Here is a 20,215-nt window from a genome sequence, read left to right as displayed (position 1 = left end):
ATAGTTAACTCACCTTATTACCTGCTCATCAGGAACCGGCTTTCTTCTCCTCAGGGTAAAGCCAGTGACGATAATGATGAAAAGGTTGTTCGGCCACACAGGTTAGAGTGTCTGCTGACCCGGCAGATCAGACATTCGTAGCAGTGTGGTTTTTCCGGAGATTGGCTGAAAGGTTTGTATCGTCCGATACGCTTGAAGGCTGACAGCGAAAGCTGATTTTCTATAGGGTTACGGTGTCCACCGTCCCTTCCTTCCTGTCACTTCGGTGACTTTCCTATCGACGTATAGGTTCTCTGACAAGCTACCACTTGTCTGATGAATCGTACGTTTTCTGCATGGCAGAACCTCTCTGTCATGCAGGGAAGTTCTGCCTTTTTGTTTTAAGGAGAACTTCTATGGTTACCGCTAATAGTGTGCATGAAAGTGCTAATGATCTTGTGGCTCGTTTTGCGGAGCGTTATGGCTTTGGTGAAGATGAGTTGCTGAATACGTTGGCGCAGACTGCGTTCAGACAGCAAAACGGATCGCTTCCAACCCGGGAGCAACTGATGTCTTTGCTGTCTGTGGCAGACACTTATGGGCTGAATCCCTTCATTCGTCAGATATGGGCGCTATCCGACCGTAGAGGTGGGGTGTTGCCCGTAATTTCCATTGATGGCTGGACGGCAATCATGAATTCCTATCCTCAGAGCGATGGTATGGAGTTCCATTATCCGGACGAGCTGATTGCATTTGATGAGGATATGAGGCAGTGCCATCCGTGGATGGAATGTGTGATTTATCGCAAAGATCGGGAACACCCCATTCGGGTGCGTGAGTATCTCGATGAGCTGTACCGGCCTGCTGTGATAAAGAATGGCAAGAAATTTCCTGGCCCCTGGCAGACCTGTCCAAAGCGCATGCTTCGGCACAAGTCGCAAATTCAGGCAATCAGGATTGCTTATGGACTCAGTGGTTTATTTGAACCGGATGAAGCAGAGCGGATATTGGAAACCCAGATGGGTGAACCAGTACCTGACCTGCGTGAAGCCGAACCAAAAGTAGTTGAGCAAGACAGTGGTAAGGAAAGGGATAAACCACAGCCAGTGTCGTCTGAACCGGATGTTCTGGATGAGGCGTTGGCTGAAATGTCAGGAGAACTACTGCCAGAAAAGGATGTAGCTACTGATGAAGTACCTGAACCCGGCGATCTGGAACCACAAGTGTTGTCGTTTATCGACCAGATTGTGGATCGGGCTAAAGGGACAGGCGCTTTTACCGCCGCTCAGGGTTTTGCCCAGGAGCGGTTTAAGGACGATGGCAATGCCCTGAACTACTGCCTGTTCCGGCTGGATGAAGCACAGGCGGCTTCAGTACCACCGGCTTCTGTTGCATGAGGCTGACCTTATGAAAACGGTCAATCTTGAGCAACGGTCGCAGGGGTGGCTGGACTGGCGTCGTGGAGGTATTACCGCCAGTGATGCTGCTGTGATCTTAGGGCAATCGTCTTATAAATCACGTTGGCAGCTTTGGGCAGAGAAGTCCGGGCTCCTGGAAGAGCCGGATTTGTCGTCTAACCCTCATGTCCAGCGAGGCATTGAAGATGAAGACGATGCCCGGAATCTGATGGAACAGGCTTTAGGTGATGCACCTCTTTTGCCGGTTTGCGGCGAGTGGGAGCAGAACCCGAGGCTGCGTGCCAGCTTTGACGGTATCACCAAAGATGGTATTCCGGTAGAGCTGAAAGCGCCGTGCCAGAAGGTTTATCAGGAAGTGAAGACGTTGAAGGATCAGTCGGAAGGCTATCGTCGTGCATTGGTGCAGGTGCAGTTCCAGATGCTGGTTGCGGATGCAGCCAAAGCCTGGCTCTGCTTTTACCATAAAGGCATGCCGATTCTGCCGGTCTGTATCAACAGGGATGAGAACCTGATTCAACCGTTGCAGCAGGAAGCGGAAGCGTTCTGGCAGCGGGTGGAACAAGGGGATGAGCCGGACAAAGACCCGAATCTGGATGTATTTGTGCCACAAGGTCTGTCAGAACAGGCGCAATGGCACAAGCTGGCAGCGATTTATCGCCGTCGTCAGTTACATCTGGATGAGCTAAAGGAAGAGCTAAACCACGGAAAGTCTCAGCAGAAGCTGATGCAGCATGAGTTGCAGAAGTTGATGGGTGCTTTTCGGGTGGCTGAGTCCGATGGCTTGCGAATCTGCCGCAGTGATTGCGCCGGTTCCGTGGACTACCAAAAGGCTTTGGAAGCCTTGTGTCAGCAACACCAGCTGGCGTTACCTGATCTTGATGCTTTCCGCCGTAAGGGCAGGGAGCAGGTGAGGGTGACCCTGCTGGACAAAGGAATGAACGACAGTGAGTCAGAATTGAATGGAGCAGGCAACGAGCTGTTGGTGCGTAACCCAACCGTGAGTCACCAGAGCTTCTATTTCTGATTCAACATTTACTTAACCCGGGTGGGGCAGTGATCTTCTCCATCCGGGGAGGGTTCCTGCCCTTTTTTTATTTTAAGAAGTGGCAGGAAATTAACGATGGAAACTGAGGTTCAGGCTATGCCAGCGGCTTTACAGCCTGCTTTTTATGAACTGAATGAAACCTTTGACCTGGATACGAATCAACTCATCCTGCTCGAAGGTTTTCAGGATTGCGGGCATCCGGCAGTACCGACTGTTCAGCCTTATGTGTTTGACAGAGACCGGCTGCGGAAGTTGCTGGCGTTTCTCGATAATCCTGAAGGTGACGGCTTGTACCTCACTGGCCCGACAGGTTGCGGCAAAACCAGTCTGGTGGTTCAGGCGGCTGCAAGGTTGCACTGGCCTACACAGATGGTCCCTGTTCACGGAAGAATGGAACTGGATGATCTTCTGGGTCAGAAAGTTCTTGATAAGGGTGCAACACCTTTTCAGTACGGGGCATTGAGCACTGCGGTTAAGGAAGGTCATATCCTTATCATGGATGAAATGGATGTGGCCGATCCCGCAGAGCTGGCCGGATTGTACGATCTGCTGGACGGTGCGCCTCTGGTATTGGCTCAGAACGGCGGAGAAATCATTCCGGTGCATCCAAGGTTTCGGTTTGTTGCCACGGGTAACAGTGCCGGAGCAGGTGATGGCAGTGGTTTGTATCAGGGTGTTCTGCGACAGTCACTGGCCTGGTTAGACCGCTTCCGTTGTATCGAAGTGGACTATCCCGATGAGTTCACCGAGATAATGATTCTGGATCAGGTAGTGCCAGACCTTCCAACCATCGTCAGGGAAAAGATGGTGAAGCTCGCTAACGAGGTTCGTCGTCTGTTCACTGGTGATGCCCATGGAAGAGGGGAAGGGGAGTCACAGCTTAGTGTTACGTTGTCCACTCGTGGGCTGGTGCGCTGGGCAAGGTTATCTCTGAGGTTTCAGGGTGCGCCCCGAGTGTTTGAATACGCCCTGGAGCAAGCTCTGACCGCCAGAGTGGAACCAGCAGAACGGCAGGCGATTCATCGGATTGCCAGTGATGTGTTTGGCGAATTGTGGGAAGGAGGTCATGAATCATGAGTACAACTCATACCACAGTGACGCAAATACTCGATCAAATGTCCGTAATTGCTTTGGACTGTTCCATCTGGTCAGGCGCTCGCCGTCTGAAACCGGAAGACCTGGTTCTGGGCAAAGGAGGGCAACTGCCGTCTGATGAAGTGGTGTCGCTGGGCAGCAAGAAACTGTGCAAGCGGGAAGTGCTGAAGCCGTTCCATCGTCTGAGGGATCAGGCGTGTCGGTTGTGCGCCAGAGAAGGTGTGCGGTTTCTGGGCGGTTATGCGGTGCCGGATCACTCCATTTCAGGTTTAAGCCTGAAGCTCGATCAGGTGCAGCAGGACTTTAACCAGGAAAAGCAGACCTTTCTGACCAGCTACGACCAGCATATTCAGGAATGGGTCAACGCCCATCCTGATTTTGCAGAAGCTATAAGGAATGCGGTTCCGGATGTTCAGCACGTAGGTCAGCGTTTCCAGTTTGGTTACACGACTTACAAGGTGGTGGCATCGCCTCAGCCGGATAACCTGAATCAACAGGTTGACCAGCTGGGCAATACGCTGCGGGAGGAAATCAGTCGGGATGCTCAGACCTTGTTTGAGCAGACCTTCCGAGGGAAAGAAAAAGTCACTCGTAAAGCCCTGAACCCGATTCTACGGCTCAGGGATAAACTACACGGACTGGCTTTTGTTGATCCCGGAATCTCTCCCATAGTGCAACGGCTGGATGCCGGGTTAGCGCAGTTACCCAACAGCGGTGCGCTGGAAGGTGAGGTGCTGACTCAGCTGATGGAACGTGTGCTGTTGCTCTGTTCAGTGGAACAAATGGAGCGATGTGCAGAAGGGCTGACGGTTATTGATACCTCCAGCAAAGGGAAGCCTGTGAAGACGCAGGATGCTCGATTGCCAGAGGTAAACGACACAGAGCTTCAGGAAGAGCCTGTTATTGAGAAGCCGGTTGTGGTGCCAGAGGAACAAAACACCACAGCCACTTTCTACTTCTAAAGCGTCTTTTTAAAGGACGCTGTCTTTTACGATAAAAAGCCCCGGCGGGACATAGTGCCCGCCTGGGCAGGTGCTATGTCCCTTTCTTCTTTTATATTGATCGAGAGGTATTTGGATATGGCTCCTGTTTTACAGAAAGCACTACCCATTGTTGGCAGTGCATTGGGCAGGAAAATGGGCGTTCGGGTTGAAGTCGCAGGTCGCAGGGCTTGCACCGATGGTGAAAGTATCTGGCTACCCGCCTTTGACCCGCAACGGCCAGAGCAGGAAAAGCTGGCATGGGGTTATTTAAGTCATGAAGCAGCGCATGTTCGTTATACAGATTTCTATCTGGATTACGAAGGCTCTGCTTTACGGCGCAGACTGACCAACCTTTTAGAAGATATTCGCATTGAAAAAGCCATCAGCCGGGAATACCCCGGTGCTGCTTTTTCTCTTGCGGGTGTCGTTCACCAGTTGGTGACTGAAGGTCGCTTAAGTGCGCCGGACAAGAATGACCCGCCTGTGAAGGTGCTAAACGACGCTTTGCTGGTGATCCTGCGTAGTGAAGTTCTGGGTCAGAAGGCTCTGAAGCAGGAAGCTTCTAAAGCCCGCGAAGTGATGAAAGCCTGTTTTCCCAAACAGTTACTGGATTCACTGAATGGGCTGTTAAAACAGGTTCCCGACTTGAGCAGCACCAGGGAAGCCCTGACGTTGGCTGACCAGATTATCGTTTTGTTTCAGAATATCAGCAATGAAAATTCTGACAGCAAAGATTCTGGTGAGGAAGGTTCTGATAAACCGGAGAATTCGTCAGGAGAAAAGGAGAGTGATGCTCAGGAACCTGAAGCACAGGATCAGGAGGATAAAACAAATTCTGTGTCAGGTGGTGAGCCAGAATCCGATTCTGAGGAAGGAAAAGGTGATAATCCTGAACATTCGTGTGGAAGTAGTAACCAGAACGCTTCAGACAATGGCGATGCTTCAGACAAGGCTGATGACCTGTTGCTCCAAAAAGAGAGCCTAAAGCAAATTCTGGAATCTACCGATCAAGACTGGCCGGATGACCTGTTTGAAACGGTCGCCGGAGAGCTGGAGTCATGGAGTTGCGAGCAGTCTTCAGGCCTGTCAGCCATCACCACAACACCAGGAATGGATACGGTGGTGACGACAGATGAAGACAGGCAGGCTGCAAGAGACTTGCTCTGGAAAGTGCAGTCAGAATCCACCCGTTTAGCTGCACAGCTAACCGGGCTGGTTCAGGCAAAAACGCTCACCAGAGATCGCACAGGCAAGAGAGGTACCCGGATAGATGGCAAACGACTGCACAGAATAGCGTTGGATGATGGTCGTCTTTTCAAACGACGAGCAGAGTCCATCACTATCAATGCCACCGTTCATATTTCGCTGGATATTTCTTCTTCCATGACAGTAAGGATGCCGTTGGCAAGGGAAGCGGTTCTGGCACTGGTGTATGCACTGAAGCAGATTAACGGAGTCACTGTTTCAGCGTCGGCTTATCCGGGAACCAGAGAGGATAGAGTCTTTCCTATAGTCACAGTCAAAGAGTCTACCCAAAAGGTAGCGGAAACACTGGCGGCTCTGGACAGTCACGACTCAACACCAATGGCCACCGGATTGTGGCATGCGGTTCACCAAATCTGTCAGGCAAAGGCGGAACGTCGCCTAATTCTGATGATTACGGATGGAGCGCCTGACTGTGAGCATCGCGATGCGGTGGTTGATTTGATCAGCCGCTGTCAGCAGTCAGGGATAGACGTGGCAGGGCTGGGAATCAATGTTCCCTTGGTGAAAGAGCTGTTTCCGAAGAGCCTGATGATCAATCAGTTAAGCCAGTTAAAGTCTTCATTATTTACTTTAACCCGTGACTGGCTAATCCTATGAACTTAAAAGTGTCACTCATTGCATTTTTGCAGTGAGTGGCGTTTTTTTATTGAAATCAGAGTTGTTTATGTTGGAAATTTGCCAGATTGTAGTGTGCTGTATATAAATACAGTGTCACTAGTTTTGAGTGAACCATGCCATAACCCATCATAAACACAATCCGGTACCTCTTTATATTTGTTTCGTATAGGAGGTGAACTATGTCATCAACAAAGATCAAAAGCCGGGCCACGGTCTGGATTAATGGCCGCCAACGGCAAAAAGTCGGTTATTTTATGACTGCTGAAGAAGCTGCTAACTGGAAAGCGAAAACAGAGTCCCAGATGCAGCGTATGAAGCTGCAAAAGGAACTGGTGTCGAAATTAGGTTCTGATCACCCTCAGGTGCAGGTCGGGGTTGATTTACTCCGGTCAGAAGGAAGTCAATGCTGGCGGGTGAATGACTTTTTTGCAGCCCTGGAAGCTGCGAAAAACAATATCTGTCATGTGTTGGGTAATGAATACCCGATGCTGATTGACGGGAATGATCTGAGCAAATTTTTTGAGCACCGGGTAGAGCAGGGTGTCAGCCCGGGAGAGCTGGATATCGAAGCATCACTGCTGAAAATCATCTTTCAGTGGGGTGCAGTGCCACTCCCCCAGAGGGCTAATAAAGTTCAGTGTGCCTATGAACAGGTAATGCGATGCAATGTGCATCAGTTGAAGGCGGAGGACGAGCCCTATAAGCATCAATTTGATGCACCTGCATCAGCAATAGTTGAAACTGATCAAGCTGATAAGGAGGAGTCTGACAAAGACTCAATGATGGATCGGGTTCTGCTTTTGTCAGGACAGGGGCATTCGCAACGAGAAATCGCCAGCCTGCTGAATATCAACCAGTCTACCGTGTCGCGAACATTGAAAAAAAGGGAGAACCAGGGTGATGCATGATGCAATGCATCAGGCCAGAAATACCCAGATACTTGCTTTGTGTACCTGCCAGACCAACGTTCTCTCACAAGGGATCGGAAGAAATCTGATACCTGATGCGGCGTGCATCACCTTGCATCACTCAAACGCGTTTTTGGCACGTTTTTGGCACGTTTTTATGAGCAAATACACACACTTTTACGCACCCAAATGAGGTCGAAAATGAAAAGCTGACTGAAAGGATAAACCGATGAAAACTGTGTCAGACCTTGCTATTACTGGCTTCCTGCCTTTTGTCCAGGCAAAAAGAAACCCGCCGTTCTGGGGGAAGAAGCGACGGGCTAAGACCATTAGGAGTGAAACATATAGGTACACAATCCAAAGTACCAGGGTCAAACTTGTGACCCAGACTGATTGACCGTAGGGGGAAGTCGGCCAAGTCAGCACGGGTAATTATGGTGCAGATTTGCCCTGCGTCCACTTATGTATAAGACCGTTTCAGAATAATCAGCTTTTATGAGTTCAATATCTGGATTATGAAGGGGGGGAATTCCTGTTTTCAGAGATTATATCGGAACCTGTAGCGTGAATGCCTTCTGCGTTAACCTGCTGTAACTCTCTGAGTTTATTGGGTGAAACATAAAATTCTGCTTCTTTTCCTTCCAAAGCACCATGACCGTGCCAGGGCAACAGTTTGTAATCAGAATGGTGGGTATAGTCGAGGAACGGGTATTTAATAATGCGGAAGTAGGGGGAATAGTCAAAATCTCTGGGTGTACACAGTCTTGGGTTACGCTGAAACAGCTGTACACCATTTTGGCTGTCGAGCTTGACCAGGGGGAGTATCGGAAAATGTATAAAGCTAAACGCTTCAGCAATCATGCTGGAGCATACGGTTTTGGTTTCCTGTCCCGGAGAGCTTTCAAACAGACTTGAACGCCAGCGTCTGGGAAGAATTGCGTAAGGAAAGAAGAATCTTGCCAGGTCAAGAATATGCCGGACATCATAATCAAGCCCGAGGCGGCTGACCGCATAATGAATAACCTTTTGGCTGTCACCGTAGCTCAGGCCATTGGGGCGGCAGATGCGCAGATGATCACCTTCGTAGAGGCTTAACGGGTGAACGACAGTGCCATAACCCAGTTCGCTTTCTATAACCAGCTGCTCATCCGGAGAGCCATCGTAAGATTCTTTTATAATTTCCCGAACTCTGTCGTCTTCAATATCGTGCAGGCGACCGATATACAACATGGCGTGGGACCATGGACTTTGGGTAATCTGCTTAATAACGTTGCTGACTCTGGAACGGCCCTCGATCAGTAATACATCACAGGGTTTGACTTCGTGCCGGATGCGTTCAAAATCGCACTGGGGGCTGGTGATGTCGTGTGCTTCCTGCATGAGCCAGTTGGTCAACCAGTTGGCCAGCATTTTTACGAGCTGCATTATCATTCCCTGCCATTGAGCTACTCTCTCAAAGATTAGCATCGGCGGTTTTTATTCATGGGTTAACAAACATTTACGTCCTTCAGGCTTCAATTTGACGTTATAATGACCCTGCTACAACTTCGTGTAAGTTAGCTTGCAGCTTTAAGTCATAAACCCGACAAGCAAAACGATAATGACGGTACAGCTTGTGTCTAAAGATAAACCCACCCCCACATCACTGACAAAAAACCTGCAGTCATTGCAGCAGAAGGGCTTACCCCCGGTGCATGACTGGAACCCTGGCTTTTGCGGTGAAATCGATATGCGCATCTGTGTTGACGGCCATTGGGAATATATGGGGTCACCCATTGGCAGAGAGTCGATGGTACGCCTTTTTTCAACCGTTCTCAGGCATGACGATGATGAGCATTTCTATCTCGTAACACCCGTCGAAAAGGTGCGGATAACCGTTGATGATGTACCTTTTGTGGCAGTTTCTGTAGAAACTGTTGATGAACATCTTGTGTTTACAACGAATGTTGGTGACAAGGTCGTACTTAACCAGGAACACCCTCTAAGGCTGTCGAATGCTGGCGAAGGCGTGCCTTATATTCTGGTCAGGGATCGTCTTGAGGCGCGTATTCACCGTAATGTGTATTACGAGCTGGTCAGCATGGCTAAGCTTCAGCTGGTCAATGGTCAGGAGCAATTATGCATCAATAGTGGTGGACACGACTATTCTCTTGGGCTGGTTGAATAAACGAACAGTTTTTACTGCCATGCAGATACTCTGGATGGCAGCTTGGACGTTCACATATTAGGGTAATTGGGGCCTCCAGTACCCTCCGGTGTTACCCAGGTGATGTTTTGAGCAGGGTCTTTGATATCGCAGGTTTTGCAGTGAACACAGTTTTGGCTGTTAATCTGGAACAGTTTTTTACCGGTCGCTTCATCCTCAATCACTTCGTACACGCCCGCCGGGCAGTAGCGCTGGGCAGGCTCATCAAACAAAGGCAGGTTGCTGGTTATCGGAATATCAGGGTCAGCCAGTTTCAGATGACAGGGCTGGTCTTCTTCGTGATTGGTGTTCGAGAGAAAGACTGAACCCAGACGGTCGAAACTGATGATCCCATCTGGCTTCGGATACTCCAGCTTAGGGCAGTCTGCAGCCGGTTTTAACTGTTTATAATCAGGAACTCTGTCGTGCAATGTAAAAGGCAGCTTACCGCTAAAGATGTTCTGATCAATAAAGGCGAAGGCCGCTCCAAAGATATTGCCAAATTTATGCATGGCCGGGCTGAAGTTACGCTGCTGGCGCAGTTCAATACCGAGCCAGGATTGATCAAACTGATCCTGATAGCTGGTCAGATTTTCCCGACCTTCAGAACCTGCCTGCAGAGCTTTAAACACGGTTTCTGCTGCGAGCAGTCCTGACTTCATGGCGGTATGGCTGCCTTTAATTTTGGCGGAATTCATGGTTCCTGCGTCACAACCGAGTAGTAAACCACCAGGGAATGACATTTTCGGCAGTGACTGCGGGCCGCCTTTCGTCAAAGCCCTGGCTCCATAGGAGACACGCTTGCCGCCGTCCAGGTACTGCCTGATAACCGGGTTTTGCTTATAACGTTGAAACTCTTCAAAAGGGCTGACATGTGGGTTTGAATAACTCAGGTCGGTAATCAGACCCACCACTACCTGATGGTTTTCAATATGGTACAGAAAACCACCGCCCATCGAGCCGCTTTCCTGCAACGGCCAACCTGCCGTATGTACGACAAGTCCTTCCTTGTGCTTATCGGGTTCGATATCCCAGAGCTCTTTTATTCCGATGCCGTAATGTTGTGGGTCTTTGCCATCGTCCAGTTTAAACCGTTCAATTAACTGTTTGCCCAGGTGTCCACGACAACCTTCGGTAAACAGCGTGTATTTGGCATGCAGCTCCATGCCGGGCATATAGCTCTCTTTTTTGTCACCGCTGGCTGCTAACCCCATATCCCCGGTGGCAATACCTTTTACACTGCCGTCCTCATGGTAAAGCACTTCGGAAGCGGCAAATCCGGGGTAGATTTCAGCCCCCATACTTTCGGCCTGTTCGGCCAGCCAGCGGCACAGATTACCGAGGCTGATAATATAGTTGCCTTCATTGTGCATGGTTTTGGGAACAAAGACGTTGGGGATCTTGATACTTTTGTCCGCGTTCCGCAGTACATAAATGTCATCGGCGACCACTGGTGTATTCAGGGGCGCGCCTTTCTCTTTCCAATCCGGAAACAGTTCATTAAGTGCTGTTGGTTCAAAGACGGCACCAGAGAGAATATGGGCACCCACCTCTGAACCCTTTTCAACCACGCAGACGCTGACTTCCTGACCGGACTCCTGTGCCTGCTGCATTAAACGACAGGCAGCAGATAAACCTGAGGGACCAGCACCCACAATGACTACATCAAATGCCATAGATTCGCGTTCCATGGTGATCTCTCCCTCTGTTTGGGCTGATATCTGATTATTATTGTTGTAAAAATTCAAACAGTTGTTTTATTTTGTTACGAAGTATAATCACACATAGCGAGAATATCACCTATAAATACGATGGTTTTTGTGAGTGATACTAAGGTTCACTTTCCCCTGCTGGTAAAGGTGATTAAATGCTTTTTTCGAGATTATACGTTTGAACCCTTATTGACAGACTGGTAGACTCCTCAGTCGCAGAGGCTGTGAACTATGAACGACAAGTGAAGTACATTAGTACGACTCACAGGTTCCGTAGCTCACATCCATTTATTAAGCCATAGACGAATAAAAAGGGAAGGCTGCGAACCCATGAAGATTCTTGTAGCCGTTAAGCGAGTCATCGACTACAACGTTAAGGTCCGCGTTAAGCCGGATCATTCCGATGTTGATCTTACGAATGTCAAGATGGCCATCAACCCGTTCTGTGAAATTGCCGTAGAAGAAGCGGTTCGATTGAAGGAGAAAGGGGTTGCCAGTGAAATTGTAGCGGTTTCTCTGGGTCCAAAAGCGTGCCAGGAGCAGCTGAGAACTGCGCTGGCGCTGGGTGCTGACCGGAGTATTCTGGTTGAAACTGATGAGCCGCTCAGCTCACTGAGCGTTGCCAAACTGTTAAAAGCCATTGCTGATGAAGAGAAGCCAGACCTTGTTATTCTGGGCAAGCAGGCTATCGACAGCGACAATAACCAGACCGGGCAGATGCTGGCAGCATTATCCGGTATGCCACAGGCGACCTTTGCTTCAGAAGTGAATGTAGAGGGTGACAAGGTGACTGTAACCCGGGAAGTTGATGGTGGTTTACAAACACTCGCATTATCACTGCCTGCCGTAGTGACCACAGACCTGCGCTTGAATGAACCTCGCTACGCCGCACTGCCAAATATCATGAAAGCCAAGCGCAAACCTCTGGACGTTAAAACCCCGGAAGCCCTGGGAGTCAGCGTCTCTTCAACCATTACCACTGTGAAAGTCGAACCACCCGCACAACGCAGTGCCGGCATCAAAGTCAGCAGTGTGGATGAGCTGGTAGAAAAACTAAAAAATGAAGCGAAGGTAATCTGATGGCTATTCTCGTTGTTGCAGATCATGATAATGCAGCCCTGGGTGCAGCCACGCTGAACACTCTGGCTGCTGCCGGTGCCATTGCTGCTGATGCGGGTGGAGAGATTCACCTGCTGGTGGCAGGTTCCGGATGCGGTGGCGTGGCAGAAACCGCTGCCGCCGTTGCCGGTGTTGATAAAGTGTTACTGGCTGATAACGGCTGCTATGAAAATCAGCTGGCCGAAAACGTCAGCCTGCTGGTGGCTGAATTAGGCAAGAATTACAGCCATATTCTTATCTCCGCAGGCACAACGGGTAAGAACGTTATGCCCAGAGTAGCCGCACTGCTGGATGTGGACCAGATTTCCGACATCATGCGTGTGGAAAGTGGTGATACTTTTGTACGCCCCATTTATGCCGGTAATGCCATTGCTACTGTTCAGTCTACCGCAGCTGTGAAGGTGATTACGGTCCGTACGACAGGGTTTGACCCTGTGGCTGCTAAAGGCGGCAGTGCCAGTGTTGAAGCGCTGGATATTATCCATGACGCCGGCATCTCCAGTTTTGTCAGCGAAGAGCTGGCGGAGTCAGACCGTCCGGAACTGGCTGCTGCAGAAGTGGTGGTGTCCGGCGGCAGAGGCATGGGGAATGGAGAGAACTTTGAAATTCTCTATAAACTGGCCGACAAGCTCGGAGCTGCGGTGGGAGCTTCCCGTGCTGCGGTTGACGCAGGCTTTGTACCGAATGATATGCAGGTAGGGCAAACAGGCAAAATTGTAGCCCCCAACCTGTATGTTGCTATCGGTATCTCTGGTGCCATACAGCATCTGGCCGGTATGAAAGACTCCAAAGTGATTGTGGCAATCAACAAGGATGAAGATGCGCCTATCTTTCAGGTAGCAGACTATGGTTTGGTAGCAGATCTGTTTGAAGTGGTGCCTGAGCTGGAACAAAAACTATAGAAAAGCGTGCAGGGGGCTCGACAAAGCCCCCTGTTCATCGGATTATCAGGGATAGCCTGTTTGCAAATGTGGAAGGCGAAGCTCTTACAACGAGAATAATATTCTGGAGTTTTCAGTGATTCGCATTCTTATTGTTGATGATCACGATTTGGTACGAACCGGCCTTTCACGTATGCTGGGCGATATGCCAGGTATTGAAGTGGTTGCTGAAGCATCCAGTGGCGAAGAGGCTATTTCAGTCTGCCGAAAAGAGTGTATTGATGTGGTTCTGATGGATGTGAGAATGCCGGGCATTGGCGGCCTTGAAGCAACCCGTAAAATTCATCAGTCAAATCCCGCCATAAAAGTCATTGCTGTCACTATTTGTGATGATCTCCTCTACCCCACCAAGTTAATGGAAGCCGGTGCTTCAGGTTATGTCACCAAAGGCATTAATATCGATGAAATGGTCATAGCGATAAAAGCGGTAGCCAAAGGGCAGCGGTATATCTGTCCCGACATTGCCCAGATGCTGGCACTGAAATCGCTGCAACCCGATAGCGATTCTCCGTTTGATGCTCTTTCAACCAGAGAAATGCAGATTGCACTGATGATTGTTGGTTGTGAAAAGGTGCAGTCGATTTCAGATCAGTTATCACTAAGCCCTAAAACAGTGAATAGCTATCGATACCGAATATTCGAGAAGCTGAATATTTCCAGTGATGTTGAGCTGACGCACCTGGCTATACGACACGGTCTTGTGGAAACCGTTTAGCCCTGCCCACTTTGAAGGGTATACTGGTCGAAATTCCTCTCTCTATCATCAGGCTTTATGGATACAGGCGATCATTCCGAACGCTTCGACTACAAGACGTTTCTTGAACAGGCTCCCAACCGGCCGGGGGTCTATGATATGCGTAATGAACAGGGCGAGACTCTGTATATTGGCAAAGCGAAAAACCTGAAGAACCGGTTGTCCAGCTATTTCCGGCCTGCCGGATTGACTACAAAAACCATGGCACTGGTCAGTAAAATTCACAGTATCAACCTGACCATCACACGTTCAGAAACGGAAGCGTTGATTCTGGAACAGAATCTGATTAAGGACAGACGACCAAAGTATAATATCCTTCTGAAAGACGACAAATCCTATCCTTATATTTACCTGTCCACCGAGGATGAATTCCCAGCTGTCGTTTACCAGCGGGGTAAGCCGAAAAGCAAAAAGGGTCAGTTTTTTGGTCCTTATCCCAGTGGCTGGGCGGTACGGGATAGTCTTAACCTGATGCAGAAAGTCTTTAAATTACGACAGTGCGATAACAATTATTTCCGAAACCGCACCCGTCCGTGTTTGCAGTATCAAATTAATCGCTGCAAGGCACCCTGCGTCAATCTCGTCAGCAAGGATGAGTATGAGCAGGATGTGGCCGATACCCGGCAGTTTCTTGAGGGAAAAAGCCAGCAGCTCATTCGTACCCTGATCAAACGTATGGAAACCGAATCGGAGCGGCTCAACTTTGAGCAGGCTGCTGAAATTCGTGACCAGATCAACCATCTTCGGCAGGTTCAGGAGGCGCAGTCAGTCGATAAAGGGGCTGCAAATGCCGATGTGGTCGGCGTGTCTGAGCAATCCGGCAGTGTCTGTTTTGATGTACTATTTGTACGAGGGGGCAGAGTACTGGGGCATAAGAGTTATTTTCCTGACTTCAAACTGGAAGCGGACAGCAATGATTATCTGGCAGGTTTTCTGGGACAGTTTTATATCAAACTGAGTGACAGCCGTGACTATCCTGCGGAGATAATTATCCCAGTCGAATACCAGGAATCAGCGGTTCTGGCCGAAGCAATCACGGAAGTGAGTGGAAAAAAAGTTGCGATTAAGCACCGTGTTCGCGGCGAGCGTAATGAATGGCTGTCGCTGGCCAACAAAAATGCTGACATGAGTCTTGAGAACCTGCTCGCCAGCAAAACCCATAGTCTACAGCGAACAGAGCAGCTGACAGCATTATTGTCGTTATCAGAGACCATCAGCCGGATGGAATGTTTCGATATCAGTCATACATTTGGTGAAGAAACCGTGGCATCCTGTGTTGTATTTGGTTCAGCGGGTCCTCTAAAAAGTGAGTATCGTCGTTTTAATGTCAAAGGCGTAACAGCGGGTGATGACTATGATGCAATGCGTTTCGCCTTGCACAAACGCTATAAAAATCTCAAAGAAAACCCTGAAAATACACCGGGTGTTATCATTATTGATGGCGGTAAAGGGCAGCTTGGCATTGCAGAAGAGGTGATGAATGAGCTGTCTTTGCAGCATATTCCCCTGCTAGGTGTCGCTAAAGGCGTCAGTCGAAAGCCAGGACTGGAAACGTTGATTTATCAGGGCACTGAGCTGCACTCCAAAGGCAATGAAGCAGCATTATTGTTAATTCAGCAAATACGGGATGAAGCACACCGTTTTGCTATTACCGGCCACCGGCAGCGCCGACAGAAAGCCCGGCAAAAATCCACCCTCGAATCCATTCCCGGTGTTGGCGCCAAAAGACGTTCAGCCCTGTTAAAGTTCTTTGGCGGACGTCATGGTGTTATGGAAGCGCCTGTTGAAGAACTGGCAAAAGTTGAGGGCATCAGCCATAAGCTGGCGGAGCAGATTTACGAACACTTACACTCTGACTGAACTCTGTTTAGGTATTTGATTGTACTTGTAACAGCATCTGTGTAAGTTATGATGTTTTTCATTCACTGGTGAGTTGAGACTATAGTAACTCATCAGTGGTGACAGAGATTCACGCTGGATAGCAATCCTAATTATGAATGTCCCGAATATACTGACATCCCTGCGCATTATCCTGGTTCCCATTCTTGTACTGGTTTTCTATTTGCCTTTTGAATGGCGTTATCTGGCTTCTGCCTCTATCTTTTTTGTGGCAGCCGTTACCGACTGGTTTGATGGCTACCTTGCCCGCCGATGGAATCAGACCACCGCTTTTGGTGCATTCTTTGACCCGGTTGCAGATAAAATCATGGTGGCTACCGCGCTCTGTTTGTTGATTGAAGAGTTTGGTGCATTCTGGATGACAGTCCCCTCTATGATCATCATAGGCAGGGAGATCGTTATTTCAGCTCTGCGGGAATGGATGGCCGAGCTGGGAAAGCGGACCAGTGTTGCAGTAAACAGGATAGGTAAACTTAAAACCGCTGCGCAGATGATGGCAATTACCTTGCTGCTTCTTACACCAGCGCCTTTGGCAGGAATCATTGGTTATGTTGGCCTGGCACTTCTTTATGCTTCATCAGTGCTCACCTTATGGTCTATGTATGTGTATATTCGTGCAGCATGGCCTGATTTATCCCCGTTTTCCAAGGACTGAGCACAAATGATGAACGCAAAGTGTTGACACAACGAGAAAAATTCTTAAACTACGCAGCATCTTCAACGGGAACAACTTCCCGGAAAGATCAAGCGGGAATAGCTCAGTTGGTAGAGCACAACCTTGCCAAGGTTGGGGTCGCGAGTTCGAGTCTCGTTTCCCGCTCCAGTTAAACTTTGAGTGTGAAATGCAACCTTATTAAGGTTGGGGTCGTCTCTTTATAACAAGAGCGAGTCTCGTTTCCCACTCCAGTTAAACTTTGAGTGTGAGATGCAACCTTATTAAGGTTGGGTCGTCTCTTTATGACAAGAACGAGTCTCATTTCATGCTCCAGTTTAAAAGGCGAGTTAGCAAAGCGGTTATGCACTGGATTGCAAATCCACGTAGACCGGTTCGACTCCGGTACTCGCCTCCATTGTTAAAAAGACAACAACTGTTGTTTTTTCAAGGCTTGAAGCGCTAGAATGTTTCAAGCGCCCGGGTGGTGAAATTGGTAGACACAGCAGACTTAAAATCTGCCGACCATTAGGTCGTGCCGGTTCGATTCCGGCTCCGGGCACCATACAGAAAGCTCATCGTGAAAATGATGGGCTTTTTTTCTATCTGTTCCCTACGTTTTCTCACTATACGTCAACTGCGACAAGGCGTTGCGCTCAACTCTTCCTATATAACCATTTCTTTTATTGATTATTCTTCATCTTGCTAAACTTCGCTTGTGTCATTTGTGCCACTCATTTTTGGCACTGGGATTGGCACAGAATCAACGCAGTTTTTACCTTTCTCAGAGAAGTGCGGAGTTATCATGGCGAGGCTCGAAAAGAGAAAATCAGGCTGGCTGGCCCGGGTCAGAAAAAAGGGTATTGATCAGGCCCGGACATTCGACACAAAAAAAGAAGCCGCTGACTGGGCTTCCAGCCTTGAACGAAAAATTGATGAATATGGGAAGAATGCTGAAGAGGTGGTGCGCCATCAGTTGTATCGAAAAACGCTTAGGGAGACGTTTGTTCGGTACGTTGATGAAGTCAGTCCCAGGAAGAAAGGGAGGGAAACGGCATTACGGGAAAATCAGCGATTTGTGCAGATGGCAACCAGTCAGAACCATTCCCCTCTGCCGGAGTTAATGGATAAGCCCATTTCTTCCATCAAGAGCTTTCATATTGCAGAGTGGAAAATGACCCGGCTCAGTACGGTCAAAGAAAGCTCTGTGGCCAGGGAGAAGAACTTTCTGTGTAATGTGTTTACGATGGCTCGGGAGTGGGGCTATATCGAAGAGTCACCTTTTTCTAGTGTCAAATTTTCTGACGATCGTTCAGCTTCAAGGGATCGCAGAGTTTCAGAAGAAGAAATCGAGCAAGTACTCTTTGCACTGGATCACTGGGAAGACCATAGGGTGCCTGAAACACCGGCTCAAACGGTGGCATTGTTATGGAAGCTGTGCATCGAAACGGCCATGAGGCAACAGGAAGTGAAATATCTGGTCGCCAGTGAAATTGATTTTGATAATCGAGTGATTAATCTTGCGGCGGAAAGAACCAAAGAGAAGAAGAAAAAGACGCTGGCACTGTCCAGTGAAGCAGTTCGGTTATTGAATTTAGGTAAAACCGATGACGACTATTGGTTTGCTAGCTCAAAGCTAAACGTAAGCTCCATATTTAGCATTGCTGTGAGAAAAACGCTGATCAATGATCTTGAATTTCGCGATTCCAGGCACGAAGCGCTTACACGATTATCTGAAAAGCTAACACCGTTTGAGCTGGCGAAGCAGGCTGGTCACACCGACATGAACAGAACACTGAAGTATTTTAGAAAAACAGCAAAGGACTTTTCTTGTAAATTAGCCTGAAAATCAACCGGTTCAGATTCGAATTTCATCTGATACTTTTCTTTTTCGACCTCGTTTTGCAGGTTGCCTTTCTTCTATTTCAGATTGGGAGCAGTACTCCTGACTGACCCATTCACTAATTTCCGTATCGATCCAGCGTGGTTTGCTTTTCTGTTTTTTTCCATTGACCTCGATGATTGAAAATCTTGGTTCGGGAAAGTTTGCCTGCTTCACGATGACATTCCGTGTGTAGTTTACTGAGAGATCCAGAAAATCTGCGATTCGCTTTATGGACCAAAGCTGGTTTTCAGCATTCATAATAAATTTCACCTATTGAATAATATTTCTGAGTCTGTTGAGTACTAAGTCAGTTGGATTTGTAGTGGAGTCATTCCAGACTTCCCGAATAATCAGGGTACTTCTGTATTCTTGCTCACTGATCCATTGGGCTTCGTGGGCTGAGTCAACAATACGGTTGTGTAAATCGATATAAGAGGATACCCCCTGCCTGAGTTGGATGATCTCATCCGGCGGTTTCATTAAAAACAGAGCTGGATAGGCTTGTATATTGAGTGCCTGAGGAGGTTTCCAGTCGATCCGGCTGTCAGGAAAATCAGAAATGAGTTCACCGTCAGTGGAAAAAGAAATCAGCTTAAATCCGTACTGTTGACTTAACGCCATTAATGTCTGGGCTTGCAGCTGACAAAGCTTGCACCTTCCCTGATAGTAAAAGACAACTCCGGCGACTTTCGCTATTTTCCGTAAAACCTGTTCTCTGGCGTATTGCACCATGTCGTCACTAATCTTGGCCGCAGCAGGAGATATAGGGCGTCGGACGTTTTCATCAAGCATAGGGGCGCTTTCGATAATCTGCTTTCCGACACGGGCGAATCGTTCAGCTTTCTCTTTTACGAGTCTGTCCAGATAAAGGTACTGACTGACATGTTCTTTAGTGTGTTCATCAATCGCCCTGTCCAGGTAGTCTCCTATGTTTTTTCTGATCCATTGGGTGGAGAGAGATACCGGTAATATCGGAGACGGTGCAATAGTCTTATCGTTTTCTGCTGCTTCCGGTTCCGGAATGCGTTCGTACCAGAACCAGCCTTCAGAGTGTCGGTCAAACCATCGCTCGCCGGTGCTGGCAGGCGTTGGGAAAAGCAGCAATAAAAGAAGCAAGAAAAACATCAGACACGTTTCTGCCAGTTGGCTGTCCACCAACCCAGTGAAAGCGTGGTCAGCCACGCCATAACAGGAAAGAGCCAGACCGGAAAAGACCAGGGAATCATCACCAGATACAGGAACAGTCCCGGAATCCATCGGCATAGTCTGCGACTCCAGAGGTTTCGCAGTGGGCTGGTGTAATGGAAATCATGGTAGCGTATTTTCCGGATCAGCCATCCATCCAATATCGCCGCCAGCAGAACGATGCCCCAATAAGGAAAGCAGGCGATTAGCAGGGCAATACGATAAAACAGTTGTTGCAGAAGTGTCAGGAAGTTTCGGACAACGCCCTGAAAAAACTCGATGGTTGTGGCGAGTCCTTCGCCCATCTTGCGATCCGGTGTGGTGTGTTTCAGCAGAAAGCTCTGAACACCAGTTTCAAACACTATTTTGGAGTAGAAAAGCTGCCCGTTATTGATAATCCAGGTGCCGTTCTCTTCCCCCAGACTACTGGCGTATTGCTGTTGCTCTTTCTGAAGGTATTGATTCATGTTTTGTCCGGGAATAGCCAGCCAGAGCAGAATGAGACCCAGCCCATAGCACCAGACAACGATGGGGCTGGTCTGTTTTTGAGAGTTTGTCATGGATTGTTTTA

Annotated in this window: 18 protein-coding genes and 3 tRNA genes; 16 read left to right on the top strand and 5 right to left on the bottom strand. The window is 48.7% G+C overall.

Annotated elements, in window-relative coordinates; translation table 11 throughout:
- Positions 1-395 precede the first annotated feature (395 nt).
- From NX720_RS24510 to NX720_RS24485, 6 genes are all read left to right on the top strand, one after another.
- Complete coding sequence (locus NX720_RS24510; RefSeq protein ID WP_262598198.1) at positions 396-1,376, top strand: RecT family recombinase; 981 nt, start codon at positions 396-398, stop codon at positions 1,374-1,376.
- Between the two features lie 10 nt (positions 1,377-1,386).
- On the top strand, positions 1,387-2,421 hold the full coding sequence (locus tag NX720_RS24505) for a lambda-exonuclease family protein (protein WP_262598197.1): 1,035 nt from the start codon (positions 1,387-1,389) through the stop codon (positions 2,419-2,421).
- 96 nt (positions 2,422-2,517) lie between these two features.
- Positions 2,518-3,519: a CbbQ/NirQ/NorQ/GpvN family protein gene (locus NX720_RS24500; protein ID WP_262598196.1), complete on the top strand. Its 1,002-nt coding sequence runs from the start codon at positions 2,518-2,520 to the stop codon at positions 3,517-3,519.
- The gene (locus tag NX720_RS24495; protein WP_262598193.1) at positions 3,516-4,499 is read left to right on the top strand and encodes a DUF3150 domain-containing protein; all 984 of its coding nucleotides are present in this window, start codon (positions 3,516-3,518) and stop codon (positions 4,497-4,499) included. Before NX720_RS24500 ends, NX720_RS24495 begins: the two co-directional genes overlap by 4 nt.
- A 117-nt stretch (positions 4,500-4,616) precedes the next feature.
- On the top strand, positions 4,617-6,383 hold the full coding sequence (locus NX720_RS24490) for a hypothetical protein (protein WP_262598190.1): 1,767 nt from the start codon (positions 4,617-4,619) through the stop codon (positions 6,381-6,383).
- A 200-nt stretch (positions 6,384-6,583) separates the two neighbouring features.
- Positions 6,584-7,312 (top strand): helix-turn-helix domain-containing protein, encoded by a 729-nt coding sequence (locus NX720_RS24485; RefSeq protein WP_262598189.1) that lies wholly within the window; start codon positions 6,584-6,586, stop codon positions 7,310-7,312.
- 513 nt (positions 7,313-7,825) lie between these two features.
- On the opposite strand, the gene NX720_RS24480 is transcribed toward NX720_RS24485, so the two are convergent.
- Positions 7,826-8,737 (bottom strand): YiiX/YebB-like N1pC/P60 family cysteine hydrolase, encoded by a 912-nt coding sequence (locus NX720_RS24480; protein ID WP_262598187.1) that lies wholly within the window; start codon positions 8,735-8,737, stop codon positions 7,826-7,828.
- Between the two features lie 175 nt (positions 8,738-8,912).
- On the opposite strand from NX720_RS24480, the gene NX720_RS24475 reads away from it, so the two are divergent.
- A complete protein-coding gene (locus tag NX720_RS24475) occupies positions 8,913-9,479 on the top strand; it encodes a DUF1285 domain-containing protein (RefSeq protein WP_262598185.1) in 567 nt (188 codons plus the stop codon).
- Between the two features lie 50 nt (positions 9,480-9,529).
- On the opposite strand, the gene NX720_RS24470 is transcribed toward NX720_RS24475, so the two are convergent.
- A complete protein-coding gene (locus tag NX720_RS24470; protein ID WP_262598183.1) occupies positions 9,530-11,188 on the bottom strand; it encodes an electron transfer flavoprotein-ubiquinone oxidoreductase in 1,659 nt (552 codons plus the stop codon).
- A gap of 351 nt (positions 11,189-11,539) precedes the next feature.
- Between NX720_RS24470 and NX720_RS24465 the strand changes: the two genes are divergently transcribed.
- From NX720_RS24465 to NX720_RS24425, 9 genes are all read left to right on the top strand, one after another.
- Positions 11,540-12,289: an electron transfer flavoprotein subunit beta/FixA family protein gene (locus tag NX720_RS24465; RefSeq protein ID WP_262598181.1), complete on the top strand. Its 750-nt coding sequence runs from the start codon at positions 11,540-11,542 to the stop codon at positions 12,287-12,289.
- Positions 12,289-13,230 carry an electron transfer flavoprotein subunit alpha/FixB family protein gene (locus NX720_RS24460; protein WP_262598179.1) on the top strand — a complete coding sequence of 314 codons (942 nt, stop codon included), beginning with the start codon at positions 12,289-12,291 and terminating at the stop codon, positions 13,228-13,230. The genes NX720_RS24465 and NX720_RS24460 overlap by 1 nt, the downstream gene beginning before the upstream one ends.
- 115 nt (positions 13,231-13,345) lie before the next feature.
- Positions 13,346-13,984, top strand: a complete 639-nt coding sequence (gene uvrY, locus NX720_RS24455; protein WP_262598178.1) for a UvrY/SirA/GacA family response regulator transcription factor — start codon at positions 13,346-13,348, stop codon at positions 13,982-13,984.
- 57 nt (positions 13,985-14,041) lie between these two features.
- A complete protein-coding gene (gene uvrC / locus NX720_RS24450) occupies positions 14,042-15,883 on the top strand; it encodes an excinuclease ABC subunit UvrC (RefSeq protein ID WP_262598176.1) in 1,842 nt (613 codons plus the stop codon).
- Positions 15,884-16,016: 133 nt separating this feature from the next.
- Positions 16,017-16,577: a CDP-diacylglycerol--glycerol-3-phosphate 3-phosphatidyltransferase gene (gene pgsA, locus NX720_RS24445; protein ID WP_262598175.1), complete on the top strand. Its 561-nt coding sequence runs from the start codon at positions 16,017-16,019 to the stop codon at positions 16,575-16,577.
- Between the two features lie 92 nt (positions 16,578-16,669).
- Positions 16,670-16,745, top strand: a tRNA-Gly gene (locus NX720_RS24440).
- 173 nt (positions 16,746-16,918) lie between these two features.
- Positions 16,919-16,992: transfer RNA gene (locus tag NX720_RS24435), tRNA-Cys, on the top strand.
- Positions 16,993-17,052: 60 nt separating this feature from the next.
- A tRNA-Leu gene (locus NX720_RS24430) sits at positions 17,053-17,139 on the top strand.
- Positions 17,140-17,379: 240 nt separating this feature from the next.
- Positions 17,380-18,420 carry a tyrosine-type recombinase/integrase gene (locus NX720_RS24425; protein WP_262598174.1) on the top strand — a complete coding sequence of 347 codons (1,041 nt, stop codon included), beginning with the start codon at positions 17,380-17,382 and terminating at the stop codon, positions 18,418-18,420.
- A gap of 12 nt (positions 18,421-18,432) precedes the next feature.
- Here NX720_RS24425 and NX720_RS24420 read toward each other — a convergent pair whose 3' ends face one another.
- From NX720_RS24420 to NX720_RS24410, 3 genes are read right to left on the bottom strand one after another with little or no spacing between them, the layout of a single operon-like run.
- On the bottom strand, positions 18,433-18,717 hold the full coding sequence (locus tag NX720_RS24420) for a hypothetical protein (protein ID WP_262598172.1): 285 nt from the start codon (positions 18,715-18,717) through the stop codon (positions 18,433-18,435).
- Positions 18,718-18,729: 12 nt separating this feature from the next.
- Positions 18,730-19,584 carry a conjugal transfer protein TraF gene (traF, locus tag NX720_RS24415; RefSeq protein ID WP_262598170.1) on the bottom strand — a complete coding sequence of 285 codons (855 nt, stop codon included), beginning with the start codon at positions 19,582-19,584 and terminating at the stop codon, positions 18,730-18,732.
- The gene (locus NX720_RS24410) at positions 19,584-20,204 is read right to left on the bottom strand and encodes a DUF4400 domain-containing protein (protein WP_262598168.1); all 621 of its coding nucleotides are present in this window, start codon (positions 20,202-20,204) and stop codon (positions 19,584-19,586) included. Before NX720_RS24410 ends, traF begins: the two co-directional genes overlap by 1 nt.
- Positions 20,205-20,215: the final 11 nt, after the last annotated feature.

Source organism: Endozoicomonas euniceicola, assembly GCF_025562755.1.
GTDB lineage: Bacteria > Pseudomonadota > Gammaproteobacteria > Pseudomonadales > Endozoicomonadaceae > Endozoicomonas_A > Endozoicomonas_A euniceicola.
The sequence above is the reverse complement of the archived record's forward strand: the minus strand, read 5'-3'. Positions and strand labels throughout refer to the sequence as shown.

What these genes read in the sequence shown, in the direction of transcription:
- NX720_RS24510 (WP_262598198.1), top strand. Translation starts at nt 396, where the DNA reads ATGGTTACCGCTAATAGTGTGCATGAAAGTGCTAATGATCTTGTGGCT.
- NX720_RS24505 (WP_262598197.1), top strand. Translation starts at nt 1,387, where the DNA reads ATGAAAACGGTCAATCTTGAGCAACGGTCGCAGGGGTGGCTGGACTGG.
- NX720_RS24500 (WP_262598196.1), top strand. Translation starts at nt 2,518, where the DNA reads ATGGAAACTGAGGTTCAGGCTATGCCAGCGGCTTTACAGCCTGCTTTT.
- NX720_RS24495 (WP_262598193.1), top strand. Translation starts at nt 3,516, where the DNA reads ATGAGTACAACTCATACCACAGTGACGCAAATACTCGATCAAATGTCC.
- NX720_RS24490 (WP_262598190.1), top strand. Translation starts at nt 4,617, where the DNA reads ATGGCTCCTGTTTTACAGAAAGCACTACCCATTGTTGGCAGTGCATTG.
- NX720_RS24485 (WP_262598189.1), top strand. Translation starts at nt 6,584, where the DNA reads ATGTCATCAACAAAGATCAAAAGCCGGGCCACGGTCTGGATTAATGGC.
- NX720_RS24480 (WP_262598187.1), bottom strand. Translation starts at nt 8,737, where the DNA reads ATGCAGCTCGTAAAAATGCTGGCCAACTGGTTGACCAACTGGCTCATG.
- NX720_RS24475 (WP_262598185.1), top strand. Translation starts at nt 8,913, where the DNA reads ATGACGGTACAGCTTGTGTCTAAAGATAAACCCACCCCCACATCACTG.
- NX720_RS24470 (WP_262598183.1), bottom strand. Translation starts at nt 11,188, where the DNA reads ATGGAACGCGAATCTATGGCATTTGATGTAGTCATTGTGGGTGCTGGT.
- NX720_RS24465 (WP_262598181.1), top strand. Translation starts at nt 11,540, where the DNA reads ATGAAGATTCTTGTAGCCGTTAAGCGAGTCATCGACTACAACGTTAAG.
- NX720_RS24460 (WP_262598179.1), top strand. Translation starts at nt 12,289, where the DNA reads ATGGCTATTCTCGTTGTTGCAGATCATGATAATGCAGCCCTGGGTGCA.
- uvrC (WP_262598176.1), top strand. Translation starts at nt 14,042, where the DNA reads ATGGATACAGGCGATCATTCCGAACGCTTCGACTACAAGACGTTTCTT.
- pgsA (WP_262598175.1), top strand. Translation starts at nt 16,017, where the DNA reads ATGAATGTCCCGAATATACTGACATCCCTGCGCATTATCCTGGTTCCC.
- NX720_RS24425 (WP_262598174.1), top strand. Translation starts at nt 17,380, where the DNA reads ATGGCGAGGCTCGAAAAGAGAAAATCAGGCTGGCTGGCCCGGGTCAGA.
- NX720_RS24420 (WP_262598172.1), bottom strand. Translation starts at nt 18,717, where the DNA reads ATGAATGCTGAAAACCAGCTTTGGTCCATAAAGCGAATCGCAGATTTT.
- traF (WP_262598170.1), bottom strand. Translation starts at nt 19,584, where the DNA reads ATGTTTTTCTTGCTTCTTTTATTGCTGCTTTTCCCAACGCCTGCCAGC.
- NX720_RS24410 (WP_262598168.1), bottom strand. Translation starts at nt 20,204, where the DNA reads ATGACAAACTCTCAAAAACAGACCAGCCCCATCGTTGTCTGGTGCTAT.